Origin of the sequence: Klebsiella sp. HMSC16C06, assembly GCF_001808325.1 — a bacterium.
GTDB classification, from domain to species: Bacteria; Pseudomonadota; Gammaproteobacteria; order Enterobacterales; family Enterobacteriaceae; genus Klebsiella; species Klebsiella variicola.
The window spans coordinates 444,189-463,392 of sequence record NZ_KV793012.1 but is presented as its reverse complement, the minus strand read 5'-3'; the positions used below and the strand labels follow the sequence as shown (position 1 = coordinate 463,392).

At 55.5% G+C, this 19,204-nt stretch carries 20 protein-coding genes; 9 read left to right on the top strand and 11 right to left on the bottom strand.

Features of this window, described 5'->3' with window-relative positions:
• Positions 1–68: 68 nt before the first annotated feature.
• Positions 69–1,541 (bottom strand): molybdate ABC transporter ATP-binding protein ModF, encoded by a 1,473-nt coding sequence (gene modF, locus HMPREF3142_RS21045; RefSeq protein WP_012542418.1) that lies wholly within the window; start codon positions 1,539–1,541, stop codon positions 69–71.
• Positions 1,542–1,608: 67 nt separating this feature from the next.
• On the bottom strand, positions 1,609–2,397 hold the full coding sequence (modE, locus tag HMPREF3142_RS21040) for a molybdenum-dependent transcriptional regulator (RefSeq protein WP_008805705.1): 789 nt from the start codon (positions 2,395–2,397) through the stop codon (positions 1,609–1,611).
• A 153-nt stretch (positions 2,398–2,550) separates the two neighbouring features.
• Between modE and HMPREF3142_RS21035 the strand changes: the two genes are divergently transcribed.
• From HMPREF3142_RS21035 to modC, 4 genes are all read left to right on the top strand, one after another.
• A complete protein-coding gene (locus HMPREF3142_RS21035) occupies positions 2,551–2,700 on the top strand; it encodes an AcrZ family multidrug efflux pump-associated protein (RefSeq protein WP_002895156.1) in 150 nt (49 codons plus the stop codon).
• Between the two features lie 142 nt (positions 2,701–2,842).
• Positions 2,843–3,616, top strand: a complete 774-nt coding sequence (gene modA / locus HMPREF3142_RS21030; RefSeq protein ID WP_016160514.1) for a molybdate ABC transporter substrate-binding protein — start codon at positions 2,843–2,845, stop codon at positions 3,614–3,616.
• Positions 3,616–4,305, top strand: coding sequence for a molybdate ABC transporter permease subunit (modB, locus tag HMPREF3142_RS21025; protein WP_008805707.1), 690 nt, complete (start codon positions 3,616–3,618; stop codon positions 4,303–4,305). The genes modA and modB overlap by 1 nt, the downstream gene beginning before the upstream one ends.
• Before the next feature lie 2 nt (positions 4,306–4,307).
• Positions 4,308–5,366, top strand: coding sequence for a molybdenum ABC transporter ATP-binding protein ModC (gene modC / locus HMPREF3142_RS21020; RefSeq protein WP_016160515.1), 1,059 nt, complete (start codon positions 4,308–4,310; stop codon positions 5,364–5,366).
• Here modC and HMPREF3142_RS21015 read toward each other — a convergent pair whose 3' ends face one another.
• Positions 5,367–6,185 (bottom strand): pyridoxal phosphatase, encoded by an 819-nt coding sequence (locus HMPREF3142_RS21015; RefSeq protein ID WP_008805709.1) that lies wholly within the window; start codon positions 6,183–6,185, stop codon positions 5,367–5,369.
• Between the two features lie 228 nt (positions 6,186–6,413).
• Between HMPREF3142_RS21015 and pgl the strand changes: the two genes are divergently transcribed.
• Positions 6,414–7,409 carry a 6-phosphogluconolactonase gene (pgl, locus tag HMPREF3142_RS21010; RefSeq protein ID WP_012968676.1) on the top strand — a complete coding sequence of 332 codons (996 nt, stop codon included), beginning with the start codon at positions 6,414–6,416 and terminating at the stop codon, positions 7,407–7,409.
• Positions 7,410–7,517: 108 nt separating this feature from the next.
• Here the strand turns inward: pgl and HMPREF3142_RS21005 are convergent, their stop codons facing one another.
• The 3 genes from HMPREF3142_RS21005 to ycgZ form a co-directional block, all read right to left on the bottom strand.
• The gene (locus tag HMPREF3142_RS21005) at positions 7,518–7,784 is read right to left on the bottom strand and encodes a biofilm development regulator YmgB/AriR family protein (RefSeq protein WP_012542414.1); all 267 of its coding nucleotides are present in this window, start codon (positions 7,782–7,784) and stop codon (positions 7,518–7,520) included.
• 51 nt (positions 7,785–7,835) lie between these two features.
• A complete protein-coding gene (locus tag HMPREF3142_RS21000; RefSeq protein WP_008805712.1) occupies positions 7,836–8,141 on the bottom strand; it encodes a hypothetical protein in 306 nt (101 codons plus the stop codon).
• A 125-nt stretch (positions 8,142–8,266) separates the two neighbouring features.
• Positions 8,267–8,512 (bottom strand): regulatory protein YcgZ, encoded by a 246-nt coding sequence (gene ycgZ, locus HMPREF3142_RS20995; protein WP_012542413.1) that lies wholly within the window; start codon positions 8,510–8,512, stop codon positions 8,267–8,269.
• Between the two features lie 331 nt (positions 8,513–8,843).
• On the opposite strand from ycgZ, the gene HMPREF3142_RS20990 reads away from it, so the two are divergent.
• Both HMPREF3142_RS20990 and HMPREF3142_RS20985 read left to right on the top strand, forming a co-directional pair.
• Complete coding sequence (locus HMPREF3142_RS20990; protein ID WP_012968675.1) at positions 8,844–10,055, top strand: diguanylate phosphodiesterase; 1,212 nt, start codon at positions 8,844–8,846, stop codon at positions 10,053–10,055.
• 154 nt (positions 10,056–10,209) lie between these two features.
• Positions 10,210–10,944: a MerR family transcriptional regulator gene (locus tag HMPREF3142_RS20985; protein ID WP_008805715.1), complete on the top strand. Its 735-nt coding sequence runs from the start codon at positions 10,210–10,212 to the stop codon at positions 10,942–10,944.
• Positions 10,945–10,981: 37 nt separating this feature from the next.
• On the opposite strand, the gene HMPREF3142_RS20980 is transcribed toward HMPREF3142_RS20985, so the two are convergent.
• Both HMPREF3142_RS20980 and HMPREF3142_RS20975 read right to left on the bottom strand, forming a co-directional pair.
• Positions 10,982–11,536: a helix-turn-helix transcriptional regulator gene (locus tag HMPREF3142_RS20980; protein ID WP_008805716.1), complete on the bottom strand. Its 555-nt coding sequence runs from the start codon at positions 11,534–11,536 to the stop codon at positions 10,982–10,984.
• An 82-nt stretch (positions 11,537–11,618) separates the two neighbouring features.
• Positions 11,619–11,834, bottom strand: a complete 216-nt coding sequence (locus HMPREF3142_RS20975; protein ID WP_016160517.1) for a biofilm development regulator YmgB/AriR family protein — start codon at positions 11,832–11,834, stop codon at positions 11,619–11,621.
• Positions 11,835–12,568: 734 nt separating this feature from the next.
• Between HMPREF3142_RS20975 and HMPREF3142_RS20965 the strand changes: the two genes are divergently transcribed.
• Positions 12,569–13,075 (top strand): hypothetical protein, encoded by a 507-nt coding sequence (locus tag HMPREF3142_RS20965; RefSeq protein WP_012542408.1) that lies wholly within the window; start codon positions 12,569–12,571, stop codon positions 13,073–13,075.
• Positions 13,076–13,091: 16 nt separating this feature from the next.
• Here HMPREF3142_RS20965 and HMPREF3142_RS20960 read toward each other — a convergent pair whose 3' ends face one another.
• Genes HMPREF3142_RS20960 through HMPREF3142_RS20950 form a run of 3 tightly spaced genes read right to left on the bottom strand, consistent with a single transcriptional unit; the run spans position 13,092 to position 18,205 of the window.
• On the bottom strand, positions 13,092–14,015 hold the full coding sequence (locus tag HMPREF3142_RS20960) for an acyltransferase (RefSeq protein WP_162493330.1): 924 nt from the start codon (positions 14,013–14,015) through the stop codon (positions 13,092–13,094).
• Between the two features lie 38 nt (positions 14,016–14,053).
• Entirely contained in the window at positions 14,054–17,119 is a 3,066-nt protein-coding gene (locus tag HMPREF3142_RS20955) for an efflux RND transporter permease subunit (protein WP_012542407.1), read from the bottom strand.
• Positions 17,120–18,205: an efflux RND transporter periplasmic adaptor subunit gene (locus HMPREF3142_RS20950; protein WP_077270063.1), complete on the bottom strand. Its 1,086-nt coding sequence runs from the start codon at positions 18,203–18,205 to the stop codon at positions 17,120–17,122.
• Between the two features lie 533 nt (positions 18,206–18,738).
• On the opposite strand from HMPREF3142_RS20950, the gene HMPREF3142_RS20945 reads away from it, so the two are divergent.
• Positions 18,739–19,170 (top strand): universal stress protein, encoded by a 432-nt coding sequence (locus tag HMPREF3142_RS20945; RefSeq protein WP_008805723.1) that lies wholly within the window; start codon positions 18,739–18,741, stop codon positions 19,168–19,170.
• The last annotated feature ends 34 nt before the right edge of the window (positions 19,171–19,204 follow it).

Here is a 19,204-nt window from a genome sequence, read left to right as displayed (position 1 = left end):
TGGTTAGGTGGTTTTTCCGCTATTTTTCTGAAAAATACCAGGGATCTTTCGACCCCCGGCAGGGGGCATCAGGCCACAGGACCGAGCTGATAAGTGTAACCGTCTCCACTGGGAACGAACGCCAGGCGATGGGTAATACAGTCCGGGGCATCTTCCGCATGGTGCGAGACAAACAGCAGCTGTGTGGCCCCTTCGCCAATCAACACGTCGACAAAGCGACGCACCAGCTGGCGATTGAGGGGATCCAGCCCCTGCAGCGGTTCATCGAGGATCAGCAGGGTCGGATGCTTCACCAGCGCGCGAACGATAAGCGCCAGCCGCTGCTGGCCCCACGACAGGCTATGAAACGGCGCGTCGGCGGTGCGTTTATCAATGCCGAGAATATCCAGCCACTGTTGCACCAGCTTGTGCTGCTTGTCCGAGACCGCCTGATAAATGCCGATAGAGTCAAAATAGCCCGACAGGATGACGTTGCGGACGTTGGTGCTGACCCGGTAGTCCAGATGCAGGCTGCTGCTGACGTAGCCGATATGCTTTTTAATATCCCAGATGGTCTCACCGCTGCCGCGACGGCGGCCAAAGAGCGTCAGATCGTTGCTGTAACCCTGCGGATGATCGCCGGTGATAAGGCTCAGCAGCGTGGATTTACCGGCGCCGTTGGGGCCGACGATCTGCCAGTGTTCACCCGGGTTCACGGTCCATGAGAGGTGATTGATGACCGGGCGATCGTTGTAGGAGACCACACCGTCATTGAGCACGATACGCGGCGCCGAGTCTGCCAGCGCATGACGGGCTGGTGGAACATCCGGCTCCGGCAGGGTGATGCCGTCCAGTTTTTCACTGTGCGCCAGCTGGGCGACCAGCGCCTGCTGCAGCAGGGAAGACTTCTCGCCGGTCTCGCTGAGGGTGCAGTCAGCCAGCACGCCGGCGAATTGTACAAACTCCGGGATCTCATCGAAGCGGTTGAGGACCAGCACCAGGGTGATGCCGGCGCGGTGCAGGTCGGCCAGCAGGGCAGCCAGCTGCTGGCGGGAGTTGACGTCGAGGCCGTCGAAAGGTTCGTCGAGGATCAGCAGTTGCGGATCGGTCATCAGGGCCTGACACAGCAGGGTCTTACGCGTTTCCCCGGTCGACAGGTACTTAAACCGGCGGTCCAGCAGGGCGCTGATGCCAAACTGTTCGGCCAGGCGCGCGCAGCGGGCAGGATCTTTTACCTCATCCTGGATAATCTCTGCGGTGGTGCGGCCGGTGTCTTCTTCGCCGGGGCTGAGCAGGTCGGTGTTATTGCGCTGCCACTCGTCGCTGACCAGCTTCTGCAACTGCTCGAAGGAGAGGCGGGTTACGCGGGAGAAGTGGCTTTCGTGCTGGCCGCTGAGCAGGGTCAGGTCGCCAGCCAGAGCCCGCGCGAGGGCGGATTTGCCGCTGCCGTTGCTACCGACAAACGCCCAGCTTTGACCCGCTCTCAGGTTCAGCTGGTCTATTTTTAAGGTTTTTGTATCGCTCAGGCGAAACGTGCCTTGCGAAATTTGCAATGATGACATGATGTATCCCATTTTTTGCAGCGATGTGCATCAGGGATACGACTTCGGGCGCGTAATGTCAATGGGGTCAGCATAACGTCGCGAGAATGATGCGATCGGCATTGAAGTAAGCGATCGCCTCCGTCCCTTCCGCCAGGCCAGACGTCTGCGCCTGTGGCAGAGTGGCGCACAGGGTCTGACCGTCGGCCAGCGTCATCAGTACTTCGCACTGCCCGGACCCGCATTCGATATGGCTGATACGACCCGACAACTGGTTATCGGCCTGGCGGGCCACGGCGGGGTCGAGGGTGATGCCGACCCAGGGCGCCTTCAGCAGGACCAGCACCTCCTGGCCCTCATCGAGCCCCAGTTTCTCAGCGCTTTGTGCGGTGATGGCGACGGTCAGGCGCGTCTGCCCGTCGGCCAGCAGTACCTCGACGTGCTGCTGCACCTGCTGGCGATCGCGGCCGGTAATGGTGCCGAACCACTGGTTGCGGGCGCTGGTCTGCAGGGAAAAGCGTGAGATGGCCGCCAGCAGGCTGTCCAGCGGCAGGGCATCGTCATCGCTGAGCACATCAAACGCTTTCTGCTGGATCTGCGCCAGCAGATCGTACAGTTGGATCAGCCGCTGCCCATAGCGGGTCAGCACTGCGCCGCCGCCGCCTTTACCGCCGGTGGCGCGATCCACCAGCGGTTGTTCGCTGAGCTGGTTCATCTCGTTGATGGCATCCCACGCGCTTTTGTAGCTGATACCCGCGTGCTTGGCCCCCTGGCTTATCGAACCGGTCTGGTCAATTTGTTTGAGCAGGGCGATCCGCCGGGGATCGGCAAACAGGCGCTGCTGTAGCTTAAGGGTAAGAAGAATTTCGGCCTGCATAATCGTTTCCTGACAAAAAAGGGTATTGTGACCGATAGTCACCCGCTTGCAAAACCTCTGTGCGCGGTTTTGTCATTACCCACCGCACAAATGGGGCGTGTTTTTTCGGCTGAAACCGTTACAATCAGCAAATCATACTATCTGGAGTGAACCATGTTAGAGCTTTTGAAAAGTCTGGTTTTTGCGGTCATCATGGTACCGGTGGTGATGGCGGTCATCCTGGGACTGATTTACGGTCTTGGCGAAGTGTTCAACCTCTTCTCCGGCGTAGGCCACAAAGATCGCAGCCAGCAAAATCATTGATTTCCCGGCGCCCGGTTTAACCGGGCGCTGTGCTATTTCCCTCCTGTATCATTTCCCTTCGTTTTATTGTCCTGTGTCACTATAAAAATGCTCTGCATATCGTTATATTGTCGAATACATAACGCATTGACAGGAGATTCAGATGGCAGGTTCTTGGTTACGCGGGGTTATCGGGGTATCACTCACGCTGTGCGTCGCGGGTCAGGCGCAGGCGGCAGAGGGGAAAGTGACCGTTTTCGCCGCCGCATCGTTAACCAACGCGATGCAGGATATTGCCCAGGCGTATAAGAAAGAGAAAAACGTCGATGTCGTGTCGTCGTTTGCCTCGTCGTCGACGCTGGCGCGGCAAATTGAAGCGGGCGCACCAGCCGATCTGTTTATCTCCGCCGATCAGAAATGGATGGATTACGCCGCAGACAAAAAGGCCATCGACCCGGCAACCCGTGCCACCCTGCTTGGCAACAGCCTGGTGGTGGTCGCGCCGAAAGCCAGCGCGCAGGGGGCGATTACCATTGATGAGAAAACCGACTGGACCAGCCTGCTGAAAGGAGGCCGTCTGGCGGTGGGCGATCCGCAGCACGTTCCGGCAGGCATCTACGCTAAAGAGGCGCTGCAGAAACTCGGCGCCTGGGAGACCTTGTCGCCGAAACTTGCCCCGGCGGAAGACGTGCGCGGCGCGCTGGCCCTGGTGGAGCGCAACGAAGCGCCGCTGGGGATTGTCTATGGCTCTGATGCCGTGGCCAGCAAAGGGGTTAAAGTGGTCGGCACCTTCCCGGAGGCCTCGCATCAGAAAGTCGAGTACCCGCTGGCGATTGTCGATGGTCATCGCAATGCGGCCGTGAGCGCTTTCTATGACTACCTGAAAGGGCCGGAAGCGTCCGCGATTTTTAAACGTTACGGATTTACCACCCGCTGATGTTTCTGAGCGAACCCGAATGGCAGGCGGTGCTGCTGAGCCTGAAAGTCTCCTCCCTGGCGGTGGCCTTGAGCTTGCCTTTTGGCATCTTTTTTTCCTGGCTGCTGGTTCGGCGCACCTTTCCCGGCAAGGCGCTGCTCGACAGTATTCTCCATTTACCGCTGGTGCTGCCGCCGGTGGTGGTGGGGTATCTGCTGCTGGTGGCCATGGGGCGGCGCGGGTTTATTGGCAGTTGGCTGTATGACTGGTTCGGCATCAGCTTTGCCTTCAGTTGGCGCGGGGCGGTGCTGGCGGCGGCGGTGATGTCTTTCCCGCTGATGGTGCGCGCCATTCGCCTGGCGCTGGAAGGGGTGGATGTCAAACTGGAGCAAGCGGCGAGAACCCTCGGGGCCAGCCGCTGGCGAGTGTTTATGACTATTACGCTACCGCTGACTCTGCCGGGGATTATTGTCGGCACAGTGCTGGCCTTCGCCCGCTCGTTAGGGGAGTTTGGCGCGACCATCACGTTCGTCTCCAATATTCCCGGCGAAACGCGCACCCTGCCTTCGGCGATGTACACCTTGATCCAGACCCCGGGCGGGGAGGGGGCGGCGGCTCGCCTCTGCCTCATCGCCATCGGACTGGCGCTGGTTTCGCTGCTGATTTCGGAATGGCTGGCCCGCGTGAGCCGCCAGCGCATGGGAGGATAATGATGCTGGAGCTGGACTTTACCCAGATCCTCGGCAGTCACTGCCTGCAGATCCGTGAAACCCTGCCCGCCAGCGGGATCACCGCCATCTTTGGCGTCTCCGGCGCTGGCAAAACCTCGTTGATTAACGCCATTAGCGGCCTGACCCGGCCGCAGACGGGGCGCATCGTGCTCAACGGCCGGGTGCTGAACGACACCGCCCAGCGTATCTGTCTGGCGCCGGAGCAGCGCCGTATCGGCTATGTGTTTCAGGACGCGCGCCTGTTTCCCCACTATAAAGTGCGCGGTAATCTGCGCTACGGGATGGCGAAATCCATGGTCAGCCAGTTCGATAAGCTGGTGGAATTGCTGGGGATCGCGCCCTTGCTGGATCGCCTGCCGGGCCGGTTATCCGGCGGCGAAAAGCAGCGAGTGGCCATCGGCCGCGCCCTGCTGACCGCACCGGAGCTACTGCTGCTGGATGAGCCGCTGGCCTCGCTGGATATTCCGCGCAAACGCGAACTGTTGCCCTACCTGCAGCGGCTGGCGCAGGAGATCCATATTCCGATGCTCTACGTCAGCCACTCGCTGGATGAGATCCAGCATCTGGCCGATCGCGTGCTGGTGCTGGAGGCCGGTAAGGTGAAGGCTTTTGGTCCGCTGGAGGAGGTCTGGAGCAGCAGCGTGATGCACCCCTGGCTGCCGGCGGAACAGCAGAGTACGATCCTCAGCGCCACCGTCGCCGCGCAGCATCCGCAGTACGCGATGACGGCTCTGACGCTGGGTGACCAGCTGCTGTGGGTCAACCGGCTCGAACGTCCCGCAGGCGACACCGCACGGATCCGCATTCAGGCGTCGGACGTTTCGCTGACACTGGCCCAGCCGTCCGGGACCAGCATCCGCAATATCTTGCGCGCCGAGGTGGCTCAGTGTCTGGAGGTCAACGGACAGATTGAAGTGCAGCTCAGAGTGAGTGGCCGTCTGCTATGGGCCAGGATTAGCCCATGGGCGCGGGACGACCTGGCGATAGCGCCAGGTCAGCAGGTGTTTGCTCAGATCAAAAGCGTGTCGATCGCCGCCTGATTACAGCAGCTGGCGGTAGATAAACTCGGCGATGCTGGTGGACTCATTGTCGCCGATGACCACCCTGGCGCGAGCTTTCACCTCGTCCACCGCATTGCCCATCGCCACCCCAGTGCCCGCCGCTTCCAGCATGCTAAGATCGTTGTAGTTATCGCCGAAGGCCACCACATCCTGCATCGACAGCCCCTGGCTGGCCACCCATTGCGCCAGGCGTTTGCCTTTGCTGTTGCCGGCGCGCGCGATATCCACCTGATCGTGCCACGACCATTCGCACTCCAGGCCCAGCGTCTCGCCGACCTCGCGGGCAAAGCGCTGCAGACGGGGAATGTCTTCATCGGTGAGGGCGAATTTCCATACCGCGTTGACCTCGCGGACCGCCTGCGCCAGCGAGTCGACCTGGCGGAAGACCGGGCGCTGATCCTCCGGCAGCGCCTGCGCCCAGTTGCGGGTGCGGATCACATGCCCGGTGGGCTGTTCATAAAGCATCGCATCATCCACATACGCCAGGCCATGGATCTGCTGTTCGGCGAGCATGGCCGTCAGGCTTACCGCTTGCGCTACCGGCATAGGGTCGGCTGCCAAAACCTCTTTTGCGTGATAATCATACAAATAAGTGCCATTACAACAAATTGCAGGTGTATCGAGAGCCAGTGCCTGATAAAAAGGATGGATAGCGACGTGATGACGTCCGGTAACGACGATAACCTGGTAGCCCGCCTCTCTGGCGCGGGCCAGTGCCTCCAGCGAAGCGGGCAGGATGGTTTTTTTGCTGGTGAGCAGGGTGCCGTCTAAATCCAGGGCAATCACGCGTGTTGTCATGTGTTATTTCCGGTTGATGTTGAAAAGTGACCTGGCCATGATGGTACACCGCCGTGGCGTCAGGACCAATTTTTCCACATCTGCCGTGAATACCTGTATGCCCTTTGTGCCGCCGTCCGTCGGAAATTCAGCGGACTTTGCGAGTATCATGGGCGGATGTCTTATAATTTTCAGGGTGCTGTTATCCTGAAAATGAAAATTCCACGTGCAGTGAGGGAAGGAGTAGTCATGAAACAAACCGTTTATACCGCCAGCCCGGAAAGCCAACAAATCCACGTCTGGAGTCTTGAAGCGGACGGCAAACTGACGCTGGTGCAGGTGGTTGATGCCCCGGGGCAGGTACAGCCGATGGTGGTCAGTCCCAATAAGGAGTATCTGTACGTTGGCGTTCGTCCGGAGTTTCGCGTGTTAGCGTATCGCATCACGCCGGATAACGGAGCGTTGACCTTTGCGGGGGAAGCGGCGCTGCCGGGCAGCCCGACCCACATTTCTACCGATCATCATGGCCGCTTTGTCTTCAGCGCCTCCTACAATCAGGGTTGCGTCAGCGTGACGCCGCTGCAGGACGGCCTGCCGGGCGAAACCGTCACCGTGGTGGAAGGCCTGGAAGGGTGTCACTCGGCCAATATCTCCCCGGACAACCGCACCCTGTGGGTGCCGGCGCTGAAGCAGGATCGCATCTGCCTGTTTACCCTCAGCGAGGATGGTTTCCTCTCCGCTCAGGAACCGGCGGAAGTGACCACCGTCGAGGGCGCCGGTCCGCGCCACATGGTGTTCCATCCGAACCAGCAGTATGGTTATTGCGTCAATGAACTCAACAGCTCCGTTGACGTCTGGGAGCTGAAAGACCCGAATGGCAACATCGAATGTGTACAAACCCTGGATATGATGCCGCCTGATTTCACCGGCGTGCGCTGGGCGGCGGATATTCACATCACCCCTGACGGTCGTCATCTGTACGCCTGCGATCGTACCGCCAGCATCATTACGGTGTTCAGCGTCTCGGAAGATGGCAGCGTGCTGGCAGTGGAAGGCTATCAGCCGACGGAAACTCAGCCACGCGGCTTTAACCTCGATCACAGCGGTAAGTATCTGATTGCCGCAGGGCAGAAATCGCACCATATCGCAGTGTATGAAATTGAGGGTGAGCAGGGGCTGCTGCATGAGAAAGGCCGCTATGCGGTTGGGCAGGGGCCGATGTGGGTGGTGGTCAACGCCCACTGAAGGGTCAGGCGGTAAAAGAAAAACCTCGCGTCAGCGAGGTTTTTTTGATCAGAGCGGACAGGCTCTGTAGAGAAGCTGTTGCCCTGGCGGGCCTGAAGCGTGACGGCTTTAGATATCGTCCATGGTGTAGCCGACGACAATCTCCAGCGTTTTACGGATCACGTCGGCGGTCACCACATCATCGGTGCTTTCCAGCGCCTGAATCAGCCATAATATAATGGCCTTATTGTTCAGGTGCCCCTCGGACTGAAGAATACTGTTGATGGCGAGCGACATCACGGCGGACTCATCAACCAGTTTATCACCGGCGGTACGGAAATAATCTGAGAGCGCGGTGTCCTGCAGTCCTGCGTAAATATCGGGTTGCTGATGCATAGTCTGTCTCATCACATTCTCACTCTGTTTTATTCACCATGGTTGGGACAATCAGTGGATTTTTTTAGCTTCCGGCGCCATGCTGCTCTGCGCCAGCGTTCCTCTGCTTTCCCAACGGCCATTGATTTTCTTAACCTGCAAAGGCGCGTGCTTCCGCTGGAGGGCGAGCTTCGCGCAAATTTCTTCAATAACGGCAGCGATGATTTTCCTTCGCTGGCGATCTGACTCTGTGGCCTGCATCAACCGAAGCCGAACCAGCAGGGTCGGGGTGGTAATCGGGCGATTCGTTTTCAGAAGCGCGAGCACCGCCTCGCCGATGATCTCATCGGTTATTTCCTCAGTATCACTGCTATTCATAACCGTCTCTCTGCATGCCACACTCTTCCTGAATCTGGTAACGGGCATTCAGGTCAGCAGCAGGTTTATGGAAGCGATCGCCCCTCATCTGCTACTGCGGTTGCAACAGGCGACGATCGATGACGTTATTCCTGACCGGCAAACAACAAACCAATTAAGGTTTGATAGTGGCTCTCTTCCTCAGGCGCACGGGCGCTGTCAAGGCGGCTCAACAGTTTGGTGCACAGGGCCTTGCGGTTGAGATGGCGCCCTTCGTTGAGAATATCCATCACGATCTGACCCAGCGTTTCCTGCTGGGAAGGTAACGATGCTTTGTTGAAATACTGGGCAATTGCGTTCGCTGTATCTGGAATGTAACCATTCTGCTGCATATGTGCTCCTTTCATTTCATTCATCTGTTAACTGCAAATAAACTTATACAATAATTAATAAGTTGTACATAGAAAGTTGCGTAATATTGCAGCGATCGTTGCTATCATGATGATTTTTAATGTAATATTTGTTTTTGTTTGCGGAGATCCTGGCTTGTAAAGGTAGGGGTTAGCGTTGCATGTTGTACAAGGAAAGAAAAAAAGAAAAAAAACCTTGCACAAAGAGTGGATTTTTAGTGTATCTTTTTTGTTAAGATAAAACGTAGTTTTGCAAGACGATTAGCCTGATAACTGCTACTGTGAATGCTTATCCCTCCCATCTGGAATCACTATGCTTACCACCATCATTTATCGCAGCCATATTTGCGACAATGTCTCATTCAAATCGATCGAGGCCATGGTTGCCAGGGCAAACGAGAGAAATGGGCAGGCGGATGTCACCGGTATATTACTGTTTAACGGGACGCATTTTTTTCAACTTATTGAAGGACCGGAAGAAAAGGTAAGGGATATTTATCAAAAAATTGTCCTCGATCCTCGTCATTATAATCTGGTGGAGTTGTTTTGCGATTATGCACCGTCCCGTCGATTTGGTAAGGTCGGTATGGAACTGTTTGATTTACGGGAACATGATCGTGAGGAAGTACTACAGACAGTGATGGACCGGGGCACGACAAAATATCAGCTCACCTATGACGACCGGGCGCTGCAATTTTTCCGTACTTTTGTCGAATCCACGGAAAAAGCGAACTATTTTGAGATCCCTTCGGCGGACAGTTGGGTTTTTATTCCCGATAAGGACACTTTTTATCCGGACACCCCCATTATCGATAATACGGAAAGCTGGTCTTTTGCCTTTCAGCCGATCGTCGATCCTTTCGCCTGCGAAATTATCTCATGGGAAGCGCTGCTGCGTACACCGGACGGCCAGTCTCCTGGCGCCTATTTTGCCGGGCTGGCAGGGGATGATATTTATCTCGCCGACCTGCACAGTAAGCGCGTCGCGCTGTCTCTGGCGGGTAAATTAGGTTTACGTAATAAGGCGTTAAGCATTAATTTGCTGCCGATGACCCTGGTCAAAGCGCCGAATGCGGTGGCTTTCCTGCTCGACGAAATTAGTCGCAATGACCTGATCCCGGAGCAGATTATTGTCGAGTTCACTGAGCGGGAAGTGATTTCGCGGATGGCCGATTTTACCGATGCGGTGCGCAAACTGAAGGGCGCGGGGATTAATCTTGCCATCGATCACTTCGGCGCCGGGTTTGCCGGGCTGTCGCTGCTGGCGCAATACCAACCCGACAGAATTAAAATCGACCATGAGCTGATCCGCAATATCCACCAGGACGGGCCGCGCCAGTCGATTGTACAGGCGATTATCAAATGCTGTACTTCTCTGGAGATTGCGGTCTCAGCCGTCGGCGTTGAGCGTGCTGAAGAGTGGATGTGGCTTGAATCAGCCGGGATTTCGCAGTTTCAGGGCAATTTATTCGCGGGTGCCCGCCTGGGGGGCCTGCCCGCCGTTGCCTGGCCGGAGAAGAAATGATCCACCGCGAAATCAGCTTACTATTTTTTCATCTTTTTCCCCGCGCGCTGTGAGCCACAACCTGATATCTTTATCTGTACAAGAAAATAGAGTTGTACAGGATGCCTGAATTCGTTAGTTTAGGTAAAAAGTATCAGGTTGATGTGAGGCTGCTATGGCGTTTTACAGTATCGGTGAAGTCGCCGAACGTTGCGGAATCAATCCGGTTACATTGCGCGCCTGGCAGCGGCGTTACGGTCTACTGAAACCGCAGCGCAGCGAAGGCGGGCATCGACAGTTTGATGAAGAAGATATCCTGCGCATAGAAGAGATCAAGCGCTGGATAGAGCGCGGTGTATCCGTAGGGAAAGTCAAAGCGCTGCTGGAGGATAATCTGCCGGCGGCGCGCGACGAATCCGCGCATCTTCAGGAAGAGATGATGTCCATTCTGCGTTATATGCAGCCCGCCAGAATCCGCGCCAAATTAATGGCGCTGAGCCATCAACACCCCGTTGATACCCTCATCGATAGCCTGTTAGTGCCGGTACGACAGCGTCTCAAGCTTGATCAGAATACCTCGTTGGTGATTAGCAGCCTGCTGGATGGCTTGCTCATTGACTGCGTGGCGCTGTTTCTCGCCGAAGCGCGTAAAAAAAATGGTAAAGAGACACTGCTGGTGGGCTGGAGCAATGAAGACCGGACTCGTCTGTGGCTGGAGGCATGGCGTCTTTCGCAGCGCGGTTGGCATGTCAACGTTCTCGCTGAACCGCTGGAGTCGCCGCGGCCCGAGCTCTTCCCCGGGCAGCATATCTTTGTCTGGACCGGACGCGCCGCCACGCCACTGCAGGAGGAACTGCTCAGCCACTGGCAGGAGCAGGGCTTCAGCATTCATTTTCACGGTACGCAATAGCCCCGTCTGGGGGACAGGCCGGGGCTATTGCACCTGACTACAGGTGAATTTGACTCCAGGATTTAAAGGTTTCACTACGACTGATATTAAAAAAATCGGTCCTACCGCTACAGCCGAGCTTTTTAATCAGATTCAGCCGGATCTGATAAATGGTTTTGATGTGCAGATTTAGCGAACGACCAATGCTGGCAACCGCTTCGCCATTGCTGATAAGCTGAATAACTTTCTTTTCCCGTTCGGTAAACTGCACCGAGGCGCCCGGCGCCGGGTGCGTTTTGTAATAGCGGGTGGGCTGATGCAGGAAGATTTTTAATTCTTCCGGCGTCGAATTTGCCGGTAAGCGCAACATAGGCAGTTCACTGAGAAAATTAAGATCGTTTCCCTCAGTTAACAGAATAAATAACGTATCCCGCCGATTATAGTTATGCTCAAGCACCGCGAAATAATTGTCGCTGGTAAAAAAAACATGTTTTTTACGAAAATAAGATGCCGGCAAGGTATTCAGGATCAGCGACATCCCGTAGAGAAGAAAACGATTATCAAACCACAGATCGTAATGCTCAGAACGATAGCAAGTATTATGGTGTGACATTTTTTGAGCCCCAGTTAGCAGATGAAAACCCAGGCGTGCCGGCACAGCAGGGCTGTCCCTGCTGTCGGCGCGGTGGGATCACTTAATGATGATGTTTTTTGCTGTACAGCATATCCAACGCCTGCAGATAGAGGTCGGAAAGTATTTCATTACTTTCCGTTTGCAGGCGGTGCTGGATTTCCGTAATCATCCGCTCATTATTGATCGTGCTGTGCTGCTTGATGAGCGTGTTTTCAATATCTTTCATCAGGGCTGAATTGAAGACAAACTCTGCTGGAATGGTATTTTTAATATGCATAGCTCGAACTCTCCCACGTATAAAGCAAACTGACCATAAAAGTCGCAGCGTACCGGTGGTACGCGAAAAGTCACTAACAGGAAATGCAAAACCAGGAACCACCGCCAGACTCGCCACGCAACCGTTTAGCGTTCCCGCTTTGTTGCGCAACAAGCAGTTAACACTCAAAAACTATAGTCGGTGATCTCAGGATGTACAACTTTTTTCATAACGATATGTACAGCGAGACGGTTTATTTTTTCGTTTTAATTTTATTTGTTGATTTTAAAGGTATTTTTAATTTTATTAACTTGTACAAAAAAGCGGTTCTGTGCAGGATGCGGATACAGGGCAATCAGACAGGGGATAATGACACAGACACGATCGGAATACGGGCTCTGTCGGTTTACGTCACTTGAGCAGAAAGAGCGCCGACGCAGGAAGGGGTACACAGCAACTCTGTCGTCGACAGGTGGCTAACTTCCGCGTCGGACCCTGAGCATAGCGGAAAACAGGTGAGGTTTTGTCTGTTTTTTGCACAATATAGTAAAGAGAGAAATATCAACCACTCCGCTATCGCCATGGTCGGTTTGTTGGCGGATTAGGCGTGTGCTACGCTTTTCTGGAACTCCATATTCATTTCGGCACGGTTATCTTCCCCCATTTTCCTGTCGGGTGTCGCAGCAGCATAACGACCGGTAAATACGACAAAAGCATTCTGTTCATGGACAGGCATAGAGGACTGAGGAGGGATGATGCGTGGTAAAAGCGTGATGCTCCTGGCCGGGTTAGCCGCTTTCGCGCAGGCGAAAGAAATTAATCTCTATTCGGTAAATACTGGTTCCTATGTTTACCATCTGACCAATAACCACGGACAATATACTGAGAATTTTGAAAACCACTTTTTCTCGGTAGAGCGGAAATTCTCGGAAGATTCGAAATATAGTCTGCTGATTGGCACGATGAACAATAGTTTCGACGATCGTTGCCTGGCGCTGGGGGTGAGAAGAGACTGGTACCACAACGGCAGTGGATGGACCTTTAAAGGGGTCTACGGCTACACCGGCGAATTCTTCTTCGACGCCTTTGAGCATTGCGGCGATCATGGCTCCTACAAAGATTTTAAGGACGCCACCGGGATCGGCTTTTCCCCCTATATCTACCATGCCATTCAGTACAACTTTACCGACTATTTCGCCCTTGAGAGCGGCATCATTATTCCCAGCGTGTTTGTGATTAGCATCCAGTGGAGTTTCCGCTAAGTTGCCGCGTCGTTTGTCACAGGGTTATCACCTTCTTGAGCAGCGTGCTGGAGAGCACAGCGAGAGAAATGAGCACCGACAGGATAAACGTTAGCGCAATCACGCCCAGCTTGGTGGCTAACGAGTGAATAGGGATCAGCATCACCAGCAGGTGGAAAACGGAGTAGTGCAGAATATAGACCCCGGTCATCGCTTTGCTAACCGTCGCCAGCACCGCCTCCTTCAGTTCGCGGTTCTTTTTAAACTGCACGGCGTTAGCGGCGATCACCAGCAGGACGATCAGAATATAAATTTGCGATCCCGTCAGAATGAACGCATTGCGATCGGCTTTAAACAGCGCGAAGAAAAAATGGCGTTCATAAAACCAGGTAAATAAATAGACAAAGGGCAGGGCGATAATGGAGGCTTTAATCACCCGCGGGTCGCGTATCCACTCCGTGACTCGCGGATCGTTAAACAACTGCCCGGTTAAATAAAAAAGTAGCCATGTCCACAGACGATACTGCGGCGGCAGGCTGAAGAGATGTTTGTCCGGGTAGAGCACCGAGAGCAGGTCGTAACCATAAGCGCAGCACAGCAGCGTCAGAACCACGGTGAAAAACAGGCCCCGCCGCTGGCTGAGCCAGGCGATAAAGGGATGGAAGGTATAGATCACGATCAGGGCGAAAATAAACCAGGGCTGGATCAGGTAGCCGCGCTGATAAGGCTCCCAGACATAATAGACCGTTACCCAGAACAGAAAGACGATGACCACGCTTTTAATTTTGCCGATTTGCCAGTTGGCATCGTGACGCGTCTGTGCATCAAGATAACCAGCCACCACAAAAAACAACGGCGTCGCGATGGTCGAGATAAAGGTCAGCAGCCCGAGGATCCAGTGATAGTCATAATCATAGTGATCCCAGGTGTTATAGATAGTGAAAAAGGTCACCGCTGTCATACAGCCTAATGTCTTGATAATGCTGAGACCGGTACTGTTCATCGTTGAGGCGTCATATCCTTATGGTGGAAGCAAGCGTAAATTACCGGCAGAACCAGTAGCGTCAGTACGGTGGCAAAGGCGAGGCCGAACATGATCACCACCGCCATACTCTGGAAAAAGACATCGCGCAGCAGCGGGGCAAGGCCAAGCACAGTGGTAAAGGCGGTCAGCAGGATCGGCCGCAGACGAGAGGTTGCCGCATCAATGATTGCTTGTCTTTGATCTTTCTCCTGTTTTTGTTGCTCTATCTCTTCCACCAGCACAATGCCGTTGCGGATCAGCATACCGCTGAGGCTAAGCAGGCCGATTAAGGCCATAAAGCCGAAAGGGATGCCGGTCAGCAAAAAACCGGGCGTGACGCCGATCAGCGCCAGCGGGACGGTCAGCCAGATGGCAACAGCGTTTTTCAGCGAACTGAACATCAGCACCGTAATGATAAACATCACCAGATAGCCAAGCGGTAGGGTCGTGAACAGCCCTTGCTGCGCTTCACTGGAGTTCTCCGCATCGCCGCCCCATTCGATGCGGTAGCCATGCGGCAGCGTCAGCGCGTCAATGCGTGGTTTCACCCTGGCAAGGATATCGCCCGACGTTTGGCCGCTTTGCGGGCTGGGGTCGGTCTGAACGGTAAGCACGCGGGTGCGATCGCGACGGAGAATCAATGGATCTTCCCACTCCAGCGAGAAGCCATGGATGACGTTACTCAACGGAATATACTGCTGCCGGCTCTGGCTCCAGACCAGCACGTTATTCAGGTGATTGGCATCCTGTCGCTCCGCTTCCGGCGGACGGACGATAACCGGCAGCAGGTCGGCGCCCTCGCGATATAACCCGGCGCGACTGCCGGAGAAATTCATCTCCAGCGCGCTATCAATATCCTGTTTATCCACCCCCAGCTCACGTCCCAACGCCAGAGAGTATTGCGGGCGGATCACCTTGCTGCGGTTCTGCCAGTCGTTACGTACGCTGTCGGTCGCCGGATCCGCGGCGAGAATGTCGCCCACCTGACTGGCCAGCGCGCGCAGGGTATCCGGATCAGGGCCCTTAATGCGCACTTCAATCGCGCTATCGCCGGACGGGCCGAACATAATGCGTTTGGTGCTGGCGTTCACCTGCGGGTAGTTTCTGGCAATCCAGGCCTCGACGTGGCGGGTGACGGGGGCGATACTGCGCTGGTCGTCCATCCGCACCATAATCTGCGCGTAGTTGCTGTACTGGCGCTGCCCGCTGTAGGTGAGAATAAATCGCATACTGCCCTGGCCAATGGTGGAGACGGTGGTAGCCACCCCCGGCTGGCTGGCGATCGACCGCTCAATATCGCGGGTCATCTGCTCGGTGGCGTTAATATCGGTACCGTAGGGCAACCACAGGTCGACAAAGAAAATGGGCGTATTCGATGACGGAAAGAAATTCTGCCGGACGAAGGTGAAGCCCCAGATCGCCCCGGCTAACAGCGCGCCCATCAGCACCAGCGTCAGGGTCTTTTGCTGCAGCAGTATTCGCAGCGTCTGCTGATAGCCACGATAGAAGCGGCCGCGGTAGGGATCGGCTTTTTCCTTCGGCGCCTCGGCCGACGGGGCGTTTTTAAACAACCACCACTTGATGAGTACCGGCGTGATGGTCAGGGCGGAAAACCAGCTGAGCATCAGGGAGATCAGCAGCACCTGGAACAGGGATTTGCAATACTCCCCGGTGGAGTCCTGGGAAAGGCCAATTGGCGCGAAGGCGAGGATGGCAATAACGGTGGCGCCGAGCAGCGGCAGGGCGGAGCGGCGGATCACATAATTAATCGCGCCCAGCAGCGGAGATCCTTGCTGGCGGGCGATCAGCACCCCTTCGACAATGACAATGGCATTGTCCACCAACATACTCAGGGCGATGATCAGCGCCCCGAGGGAGATTCGCTGTAACTCGATCCCCCAGATATACATGATAAGCAGAGTGCCGAGGACGTTGAGCGCCAGCGACAAAGCAATAATGATCCCGCTGCGCACCCCCATGAACACCAGCAGCACGCCGACGACGATCGCCAGGGCCATCAGGAAGTTGGTAATAAAACCATTGACCGAGTGGGCGACCTCTGCCGCCTGATCGTAAAAAATGGCGATGTCGATACCCGCCGGTTTATCGGCGGCCATCTGCTGAAGTCGGGCTTCGAGGGCATGCCCCACGTCAATGACGTTAACGCCAGGGATAAAGGAGACCCCCATGGTCACCGCCTGGCGGCCGTTGGCATGATAGATACTGGAGGGAGAGTCGGTCAGCCCGCGCGACAACGTGGCAATATCCCGTAGTCGGGTGGTGGCGCTGGCGCCATGAGGGCTGACCAGAAGATCCCCCAGTTCATCGATATTCTGAAACTCCCCGGTGGGGTGAAGGCGGATCGATTCGCTGCCGGCGCGGATCTCCCCGGCGCTGGATACCACGTTGAGCCGGGTCAGGATAGCGGCAAGCTGGTTAAGCGTAATACCGCGCGCCGCCATTTTCGCCAGCGAGATATCAACATTGATCTGCTGTGGAATCGCGCCGCCAATGGCGACTTTGCCGACGCCCGGCACCAGCACCAGCTCACGGCGCAACTGCTCGGCATAGCGCACCAGCTCAGGATTGGTAAAACTGTCGCCCGAAATGGCGAAGAAAAAGCCAAACACATCGCCAAAGTCATCATTGACGAAGGAGGGGACTACCCCCGGGGGAAAAAGCCGGCTGGCGTCACCGACGCGGCGACGCAGCTCATCCCAGATTTGCGGCAGTTCGCTGGAATGGTACTGCGAAGCAATATTCACTGTAATTTGCGATAAGCCATTCGAGGAGATGGAGCTGACGTTATCCAGCGAGGGAAGCTGCTGAATCGCGTTTTCCAGCGGCAGGGTCACCTCCTCCTCCACCTGCTGAGCGGACGCGCCAGGGTAGTGGGTGACGATCACCGCCGTTTTGATGGTGAAGGCGGGATCTTCCAGGCGGCCAATATTGAGCAGGGCGAACAGGCCACCCACCCCCAACAGCAAAATGGCTAACCAGACGCGGGTCGGGTTGTTAATAAACTGACGGGAAATGTCCATTTATAATCCTCGTTCACGCGTCCAGATCCGCACCGGCTGCCGGTCGTGGAGGTCGCTTACCCCCGCTGCAACCACCTGTTCGCCCGCACGGAGCCCTTCGGTGATCATCACTCCCTGCGAGGTCACTTCCCCGACCGTGACTCTGCGCTCCTCAAGATACAGATGGGCGTTTTCGCCTTTTACCACCCAGACGACCGGTTCATTCTTCGGTCGGTTATCGGGGTTAAACACTGCTTCCACGGGCACTACGAGGGTTTCCCGTCCGGCGCTGGCCGGCAAATTGCCGAGATTGACCGTCACGGTGCCGCTAACCCCGCCGACGGTGGGAAAATCATCTGGTCGCGGCATGGTTAAAATGATCTGCCAGGTGAGGGTGCTGTTGTCGCTGCTGCCGGTATGCTCTTTGTATTCCGCGGTAAACTCGCGGCCCGGCAGAGTATTGATCCTGACGACGGGGCGGTAGGCGGTATTGCGGATATCGAGCGAGGTGAACAGATTTTCCGGAATGCTGAAGACCACATCGAGCAGGTCGGTACGCGTCAGGGTAATCACCGGCTGGCCAGCGGCGACCACCTGATGATTACGGATATGCACGCCGGCGGCAATCCCGCCGAAGGGGGCGGTGAGACTCATTTGCGCCAGCTCTTCACGGGCAATTTTCAAGGCCGCGTTGGCGGCATCGCGATTGGCGCGCTGCACGTCCATCTCCGCCTGGGAAATCGCCTGACGTCCTGCCAGGGTCTGGAAACGATCAAACTGACGCTGGGCGAGGGTTGCCGCCGTTTGTCGCTCATTGACCCGCTGCTGGGCTTCGCGGGCATTCAGACGCGCCAGCGTTTGTCCCTGAGTTAGGGTTGCACCCTGGCGAATATCCAGTGACTCCACCTGACCACCCCGTTTAAACGACAGTTCGGTGGAGTCGCCAGACTCGATGCGGGCTGGAAACGTCCGCTGCTGGGTGTTACCCACGGCGGTGACTTGCGCCACCTTGACCATCCGGGGAGCGGCTTCGACGGACGGCGCTTTCTGATCGCAAGCGGTTGTTAATAAAATAACAACCGGGATGAGAGAAAAATAACGGTTCACAGTATTCCCCTCAGACTTATGATTTATTTTACGTTTTTATTAGGCGGCGCACTCTTATTCTGCGAGGGCGGCGACAACCAGATAGGTGAATAGTCCTACCAGTGTACAGGCGACAATGGCCAGCGCGACAAACAATCCCAGACGTAACAGGCTATAACCAAACATGATTTTCTCCCTTAACTCCCACCCGAACCGCGAATGTCATTTCGCCCGGCACAATGTGTGACCGTCGGACATTCGGTGCGGCACTCCTGCTTGTAATCAGCATAGTCGGAGAAAACATGAAGTGTTAAAAAAGAGAATACCGCGTCGCTGTTGGCGTCAAGGGGTTAAGGGCAGGAGATCTGCGGGCTTTCGCGGGCTTTTATAATATTTTTCAGTCTATTAATGGCTCATTTTCTAATGTTAATTTTCCTGTGCTACGTTTAATAACATTGATTCCGCTTGCCGCTTCTGTTGTTGAGATTTGCTTCCTCCCCAAGTATGGGGCTATTCATCACTACGCATTGTATTGGTAATAAAAGGATTATCTCATGTATAAAAATATCGTTGTTCCCGTTGACGTGTTTGATGCAGGCCTGGCCGACAAAGCCCTCTCTCATGCGAAATTCCTCGCCCAGCACTCTGCCGGGCAAATTCATCTTGTGCATGTTATTCCGGCATTTTCACCGGTATTAACGCGTGGATTTATCTCTGATGCGCGAAAGATGGAAGAGCATTTGATTTCTACCGCTAAGGAAAAACTCAGCGATCTGGTAAAGAAAAATTCTCTGGCGGAAGAGACCAGCCATCTTTATGTGCGCAGTGGCAATATTCGCGATCAAGTGATTGACCTGGCCGATGAGCTGAAAGCGGACGTGGTGATTGTCGGTTCGCGCAATCCGGGGATCCAGACCCATCTTCTGGGCTCTGAAGCGGCAAACATCGTGCGCTACGCCCATGTACCGGTTTTCGTTGTGCGCTGATGACGGCGGGATGTCGTCCTGACTTCCGCTTCAG

What these genes read in the sequence shown, in the direction of transcription:
- modF (WP_012542418.1), bottom strand. Translation starts at nt 1,541, where the DNA reads ATGTCATCATTGCAAATTTCGCAAGGCACGTTTCGCCTGAGCGATACA.
- HMPREF3142_RS20985 (WP_008805715.1), top strand. Translation starts at nt 10,210, where the DNA reads ATGGCGTTTTACAGTATCGGTGAAGTCGCCGAACGTTGCGGAATCAAT.
- HMPREF3142_RS20945 (WP_008805723.1), top strand. Translation starts at nt 18,739, where the DNA reads ATGTATAAAAATATCGTTGTTCCCGTTGACGTGTTTGATGCAGGCCTG.
- HMPREF3142_RS21035 (WP_002895156.1), top strand. Translation starts at nt 2,551, where the DNA reads ATGTTAGAGCTTTTGAAAAGTCTGGTTTTTGCGGTCATCATGGTACCG.
- modB (WP_008805707.1), top strand. Translation starts at nt 3,616, where the DNA reads ATGTTTCTGAGCGAACCCGAATGGCAGGCGGTGCTGCTGAGCCTGAAA.
- HMPREF3142_RS21000 (WP_008805712.1), bottom strand. Translation starts at nt 8,141, where the DNA reads ATGAATAGCAGTGATACTGAGGAAATAACCGATGAGATCATCGGCGAG.
- HMPREF3142_RS20960 (WP_162493330.1), bottom strand. Translation starts at nt 14,015, where the DNA reads ATGACAGCGGTGACCTTTTTCACTATCTATAACACCTGGGATCACTAT.
- pgl (WP_012968676.1), top strand. Translation starts at nt 6,414, where the DNA reads ATGAAACAAACCGTTTATACCGCCAGCCCGGAAAGCCAACAAATCCAC.
- HMPREF3142_RS20965 (WP_012542408.1), top strand. Translation starts at nt 12,569, where the DNA reads ATGCGTGGTAAAAGCGTGATGCTCCTGGCCGGGTTAGCCGCTTTCGCG.
- modA (WP_016160514.1), top strand. Translation starts at nt 2,843, where the DNA reads ATGGCAGGTTCTTGGTTACGCGGGGTTATCGGGGTATCACTCACGCTG.
- HMPREF3142_RS21015 (WP_008805709.1), bottom strand. Translation starts at nt 6,185, where the DNA reads ATGACAACACGCGTGATTGCCCTGGATTTAGACGGCACCCTGCTCACC.
- HMPREF3142_RS20975 (WP_016160517.1), bottom strand. Translation starts at nt 11,834, where the DNA reads ATGCATATTAAAAATACCATTCCAGCAGAGTTTGTCTTCAATTCAGCC.
- HMPREF3142_RS21005 (WP_012542414.1), bottom strand. Translation starts at nt 7,784, where the DNA reads ATGCATCAGCAACCCGATATTTACGCAGGACTGCAGGACACCGCGCTC.
- HMPREF3142_RS20990 (WP_012968675.1), top strand. Translation starts at nt 8,844, where the DNA reads ATGCTTACCACCATCATTTATCGCAGCCATATTTGCGACAATGTCTCA.
- HMPREF3142_RS20955 (WP_012542407.1), bottom strand. Translation starts at nt 17,119, where the DNA reads ATGGACATTTCCCGTCAGTTTATTAACAACCCGACCCGCGTCTGGTTA.
- modE (WP_008805705.1), bottom strand. Translation starts at nt 2,397, where the DNA reads ATGCAGGCCGAAATTCTTCTTACCCTTAAGCTACAGCAGCGCCTGTTT.
- ycgZ (WP_012542413.1), bottom strand. Translation starts at nt 8,512, where the DNA reads ATGCAGCAGAATGGTTACATTCCAGATACAGCGAACGCAATTGCCCAG.
- modC (WP_016160515.1), top strand. Translation starts at nt 4,308, where the DNA reads ATGCTGGAGCTGGACTTTACCCAGATCCTCGGCAGTCACTGCCTGCAG.
- HMPREF3142_RS20980 (WP_008805716.1), bottom strand. Translation starts at nt 11,536, where the DNA reads ATGTCACACCATAATACTTGCTATCGTTCTGAGCATTACGATCTGTGG.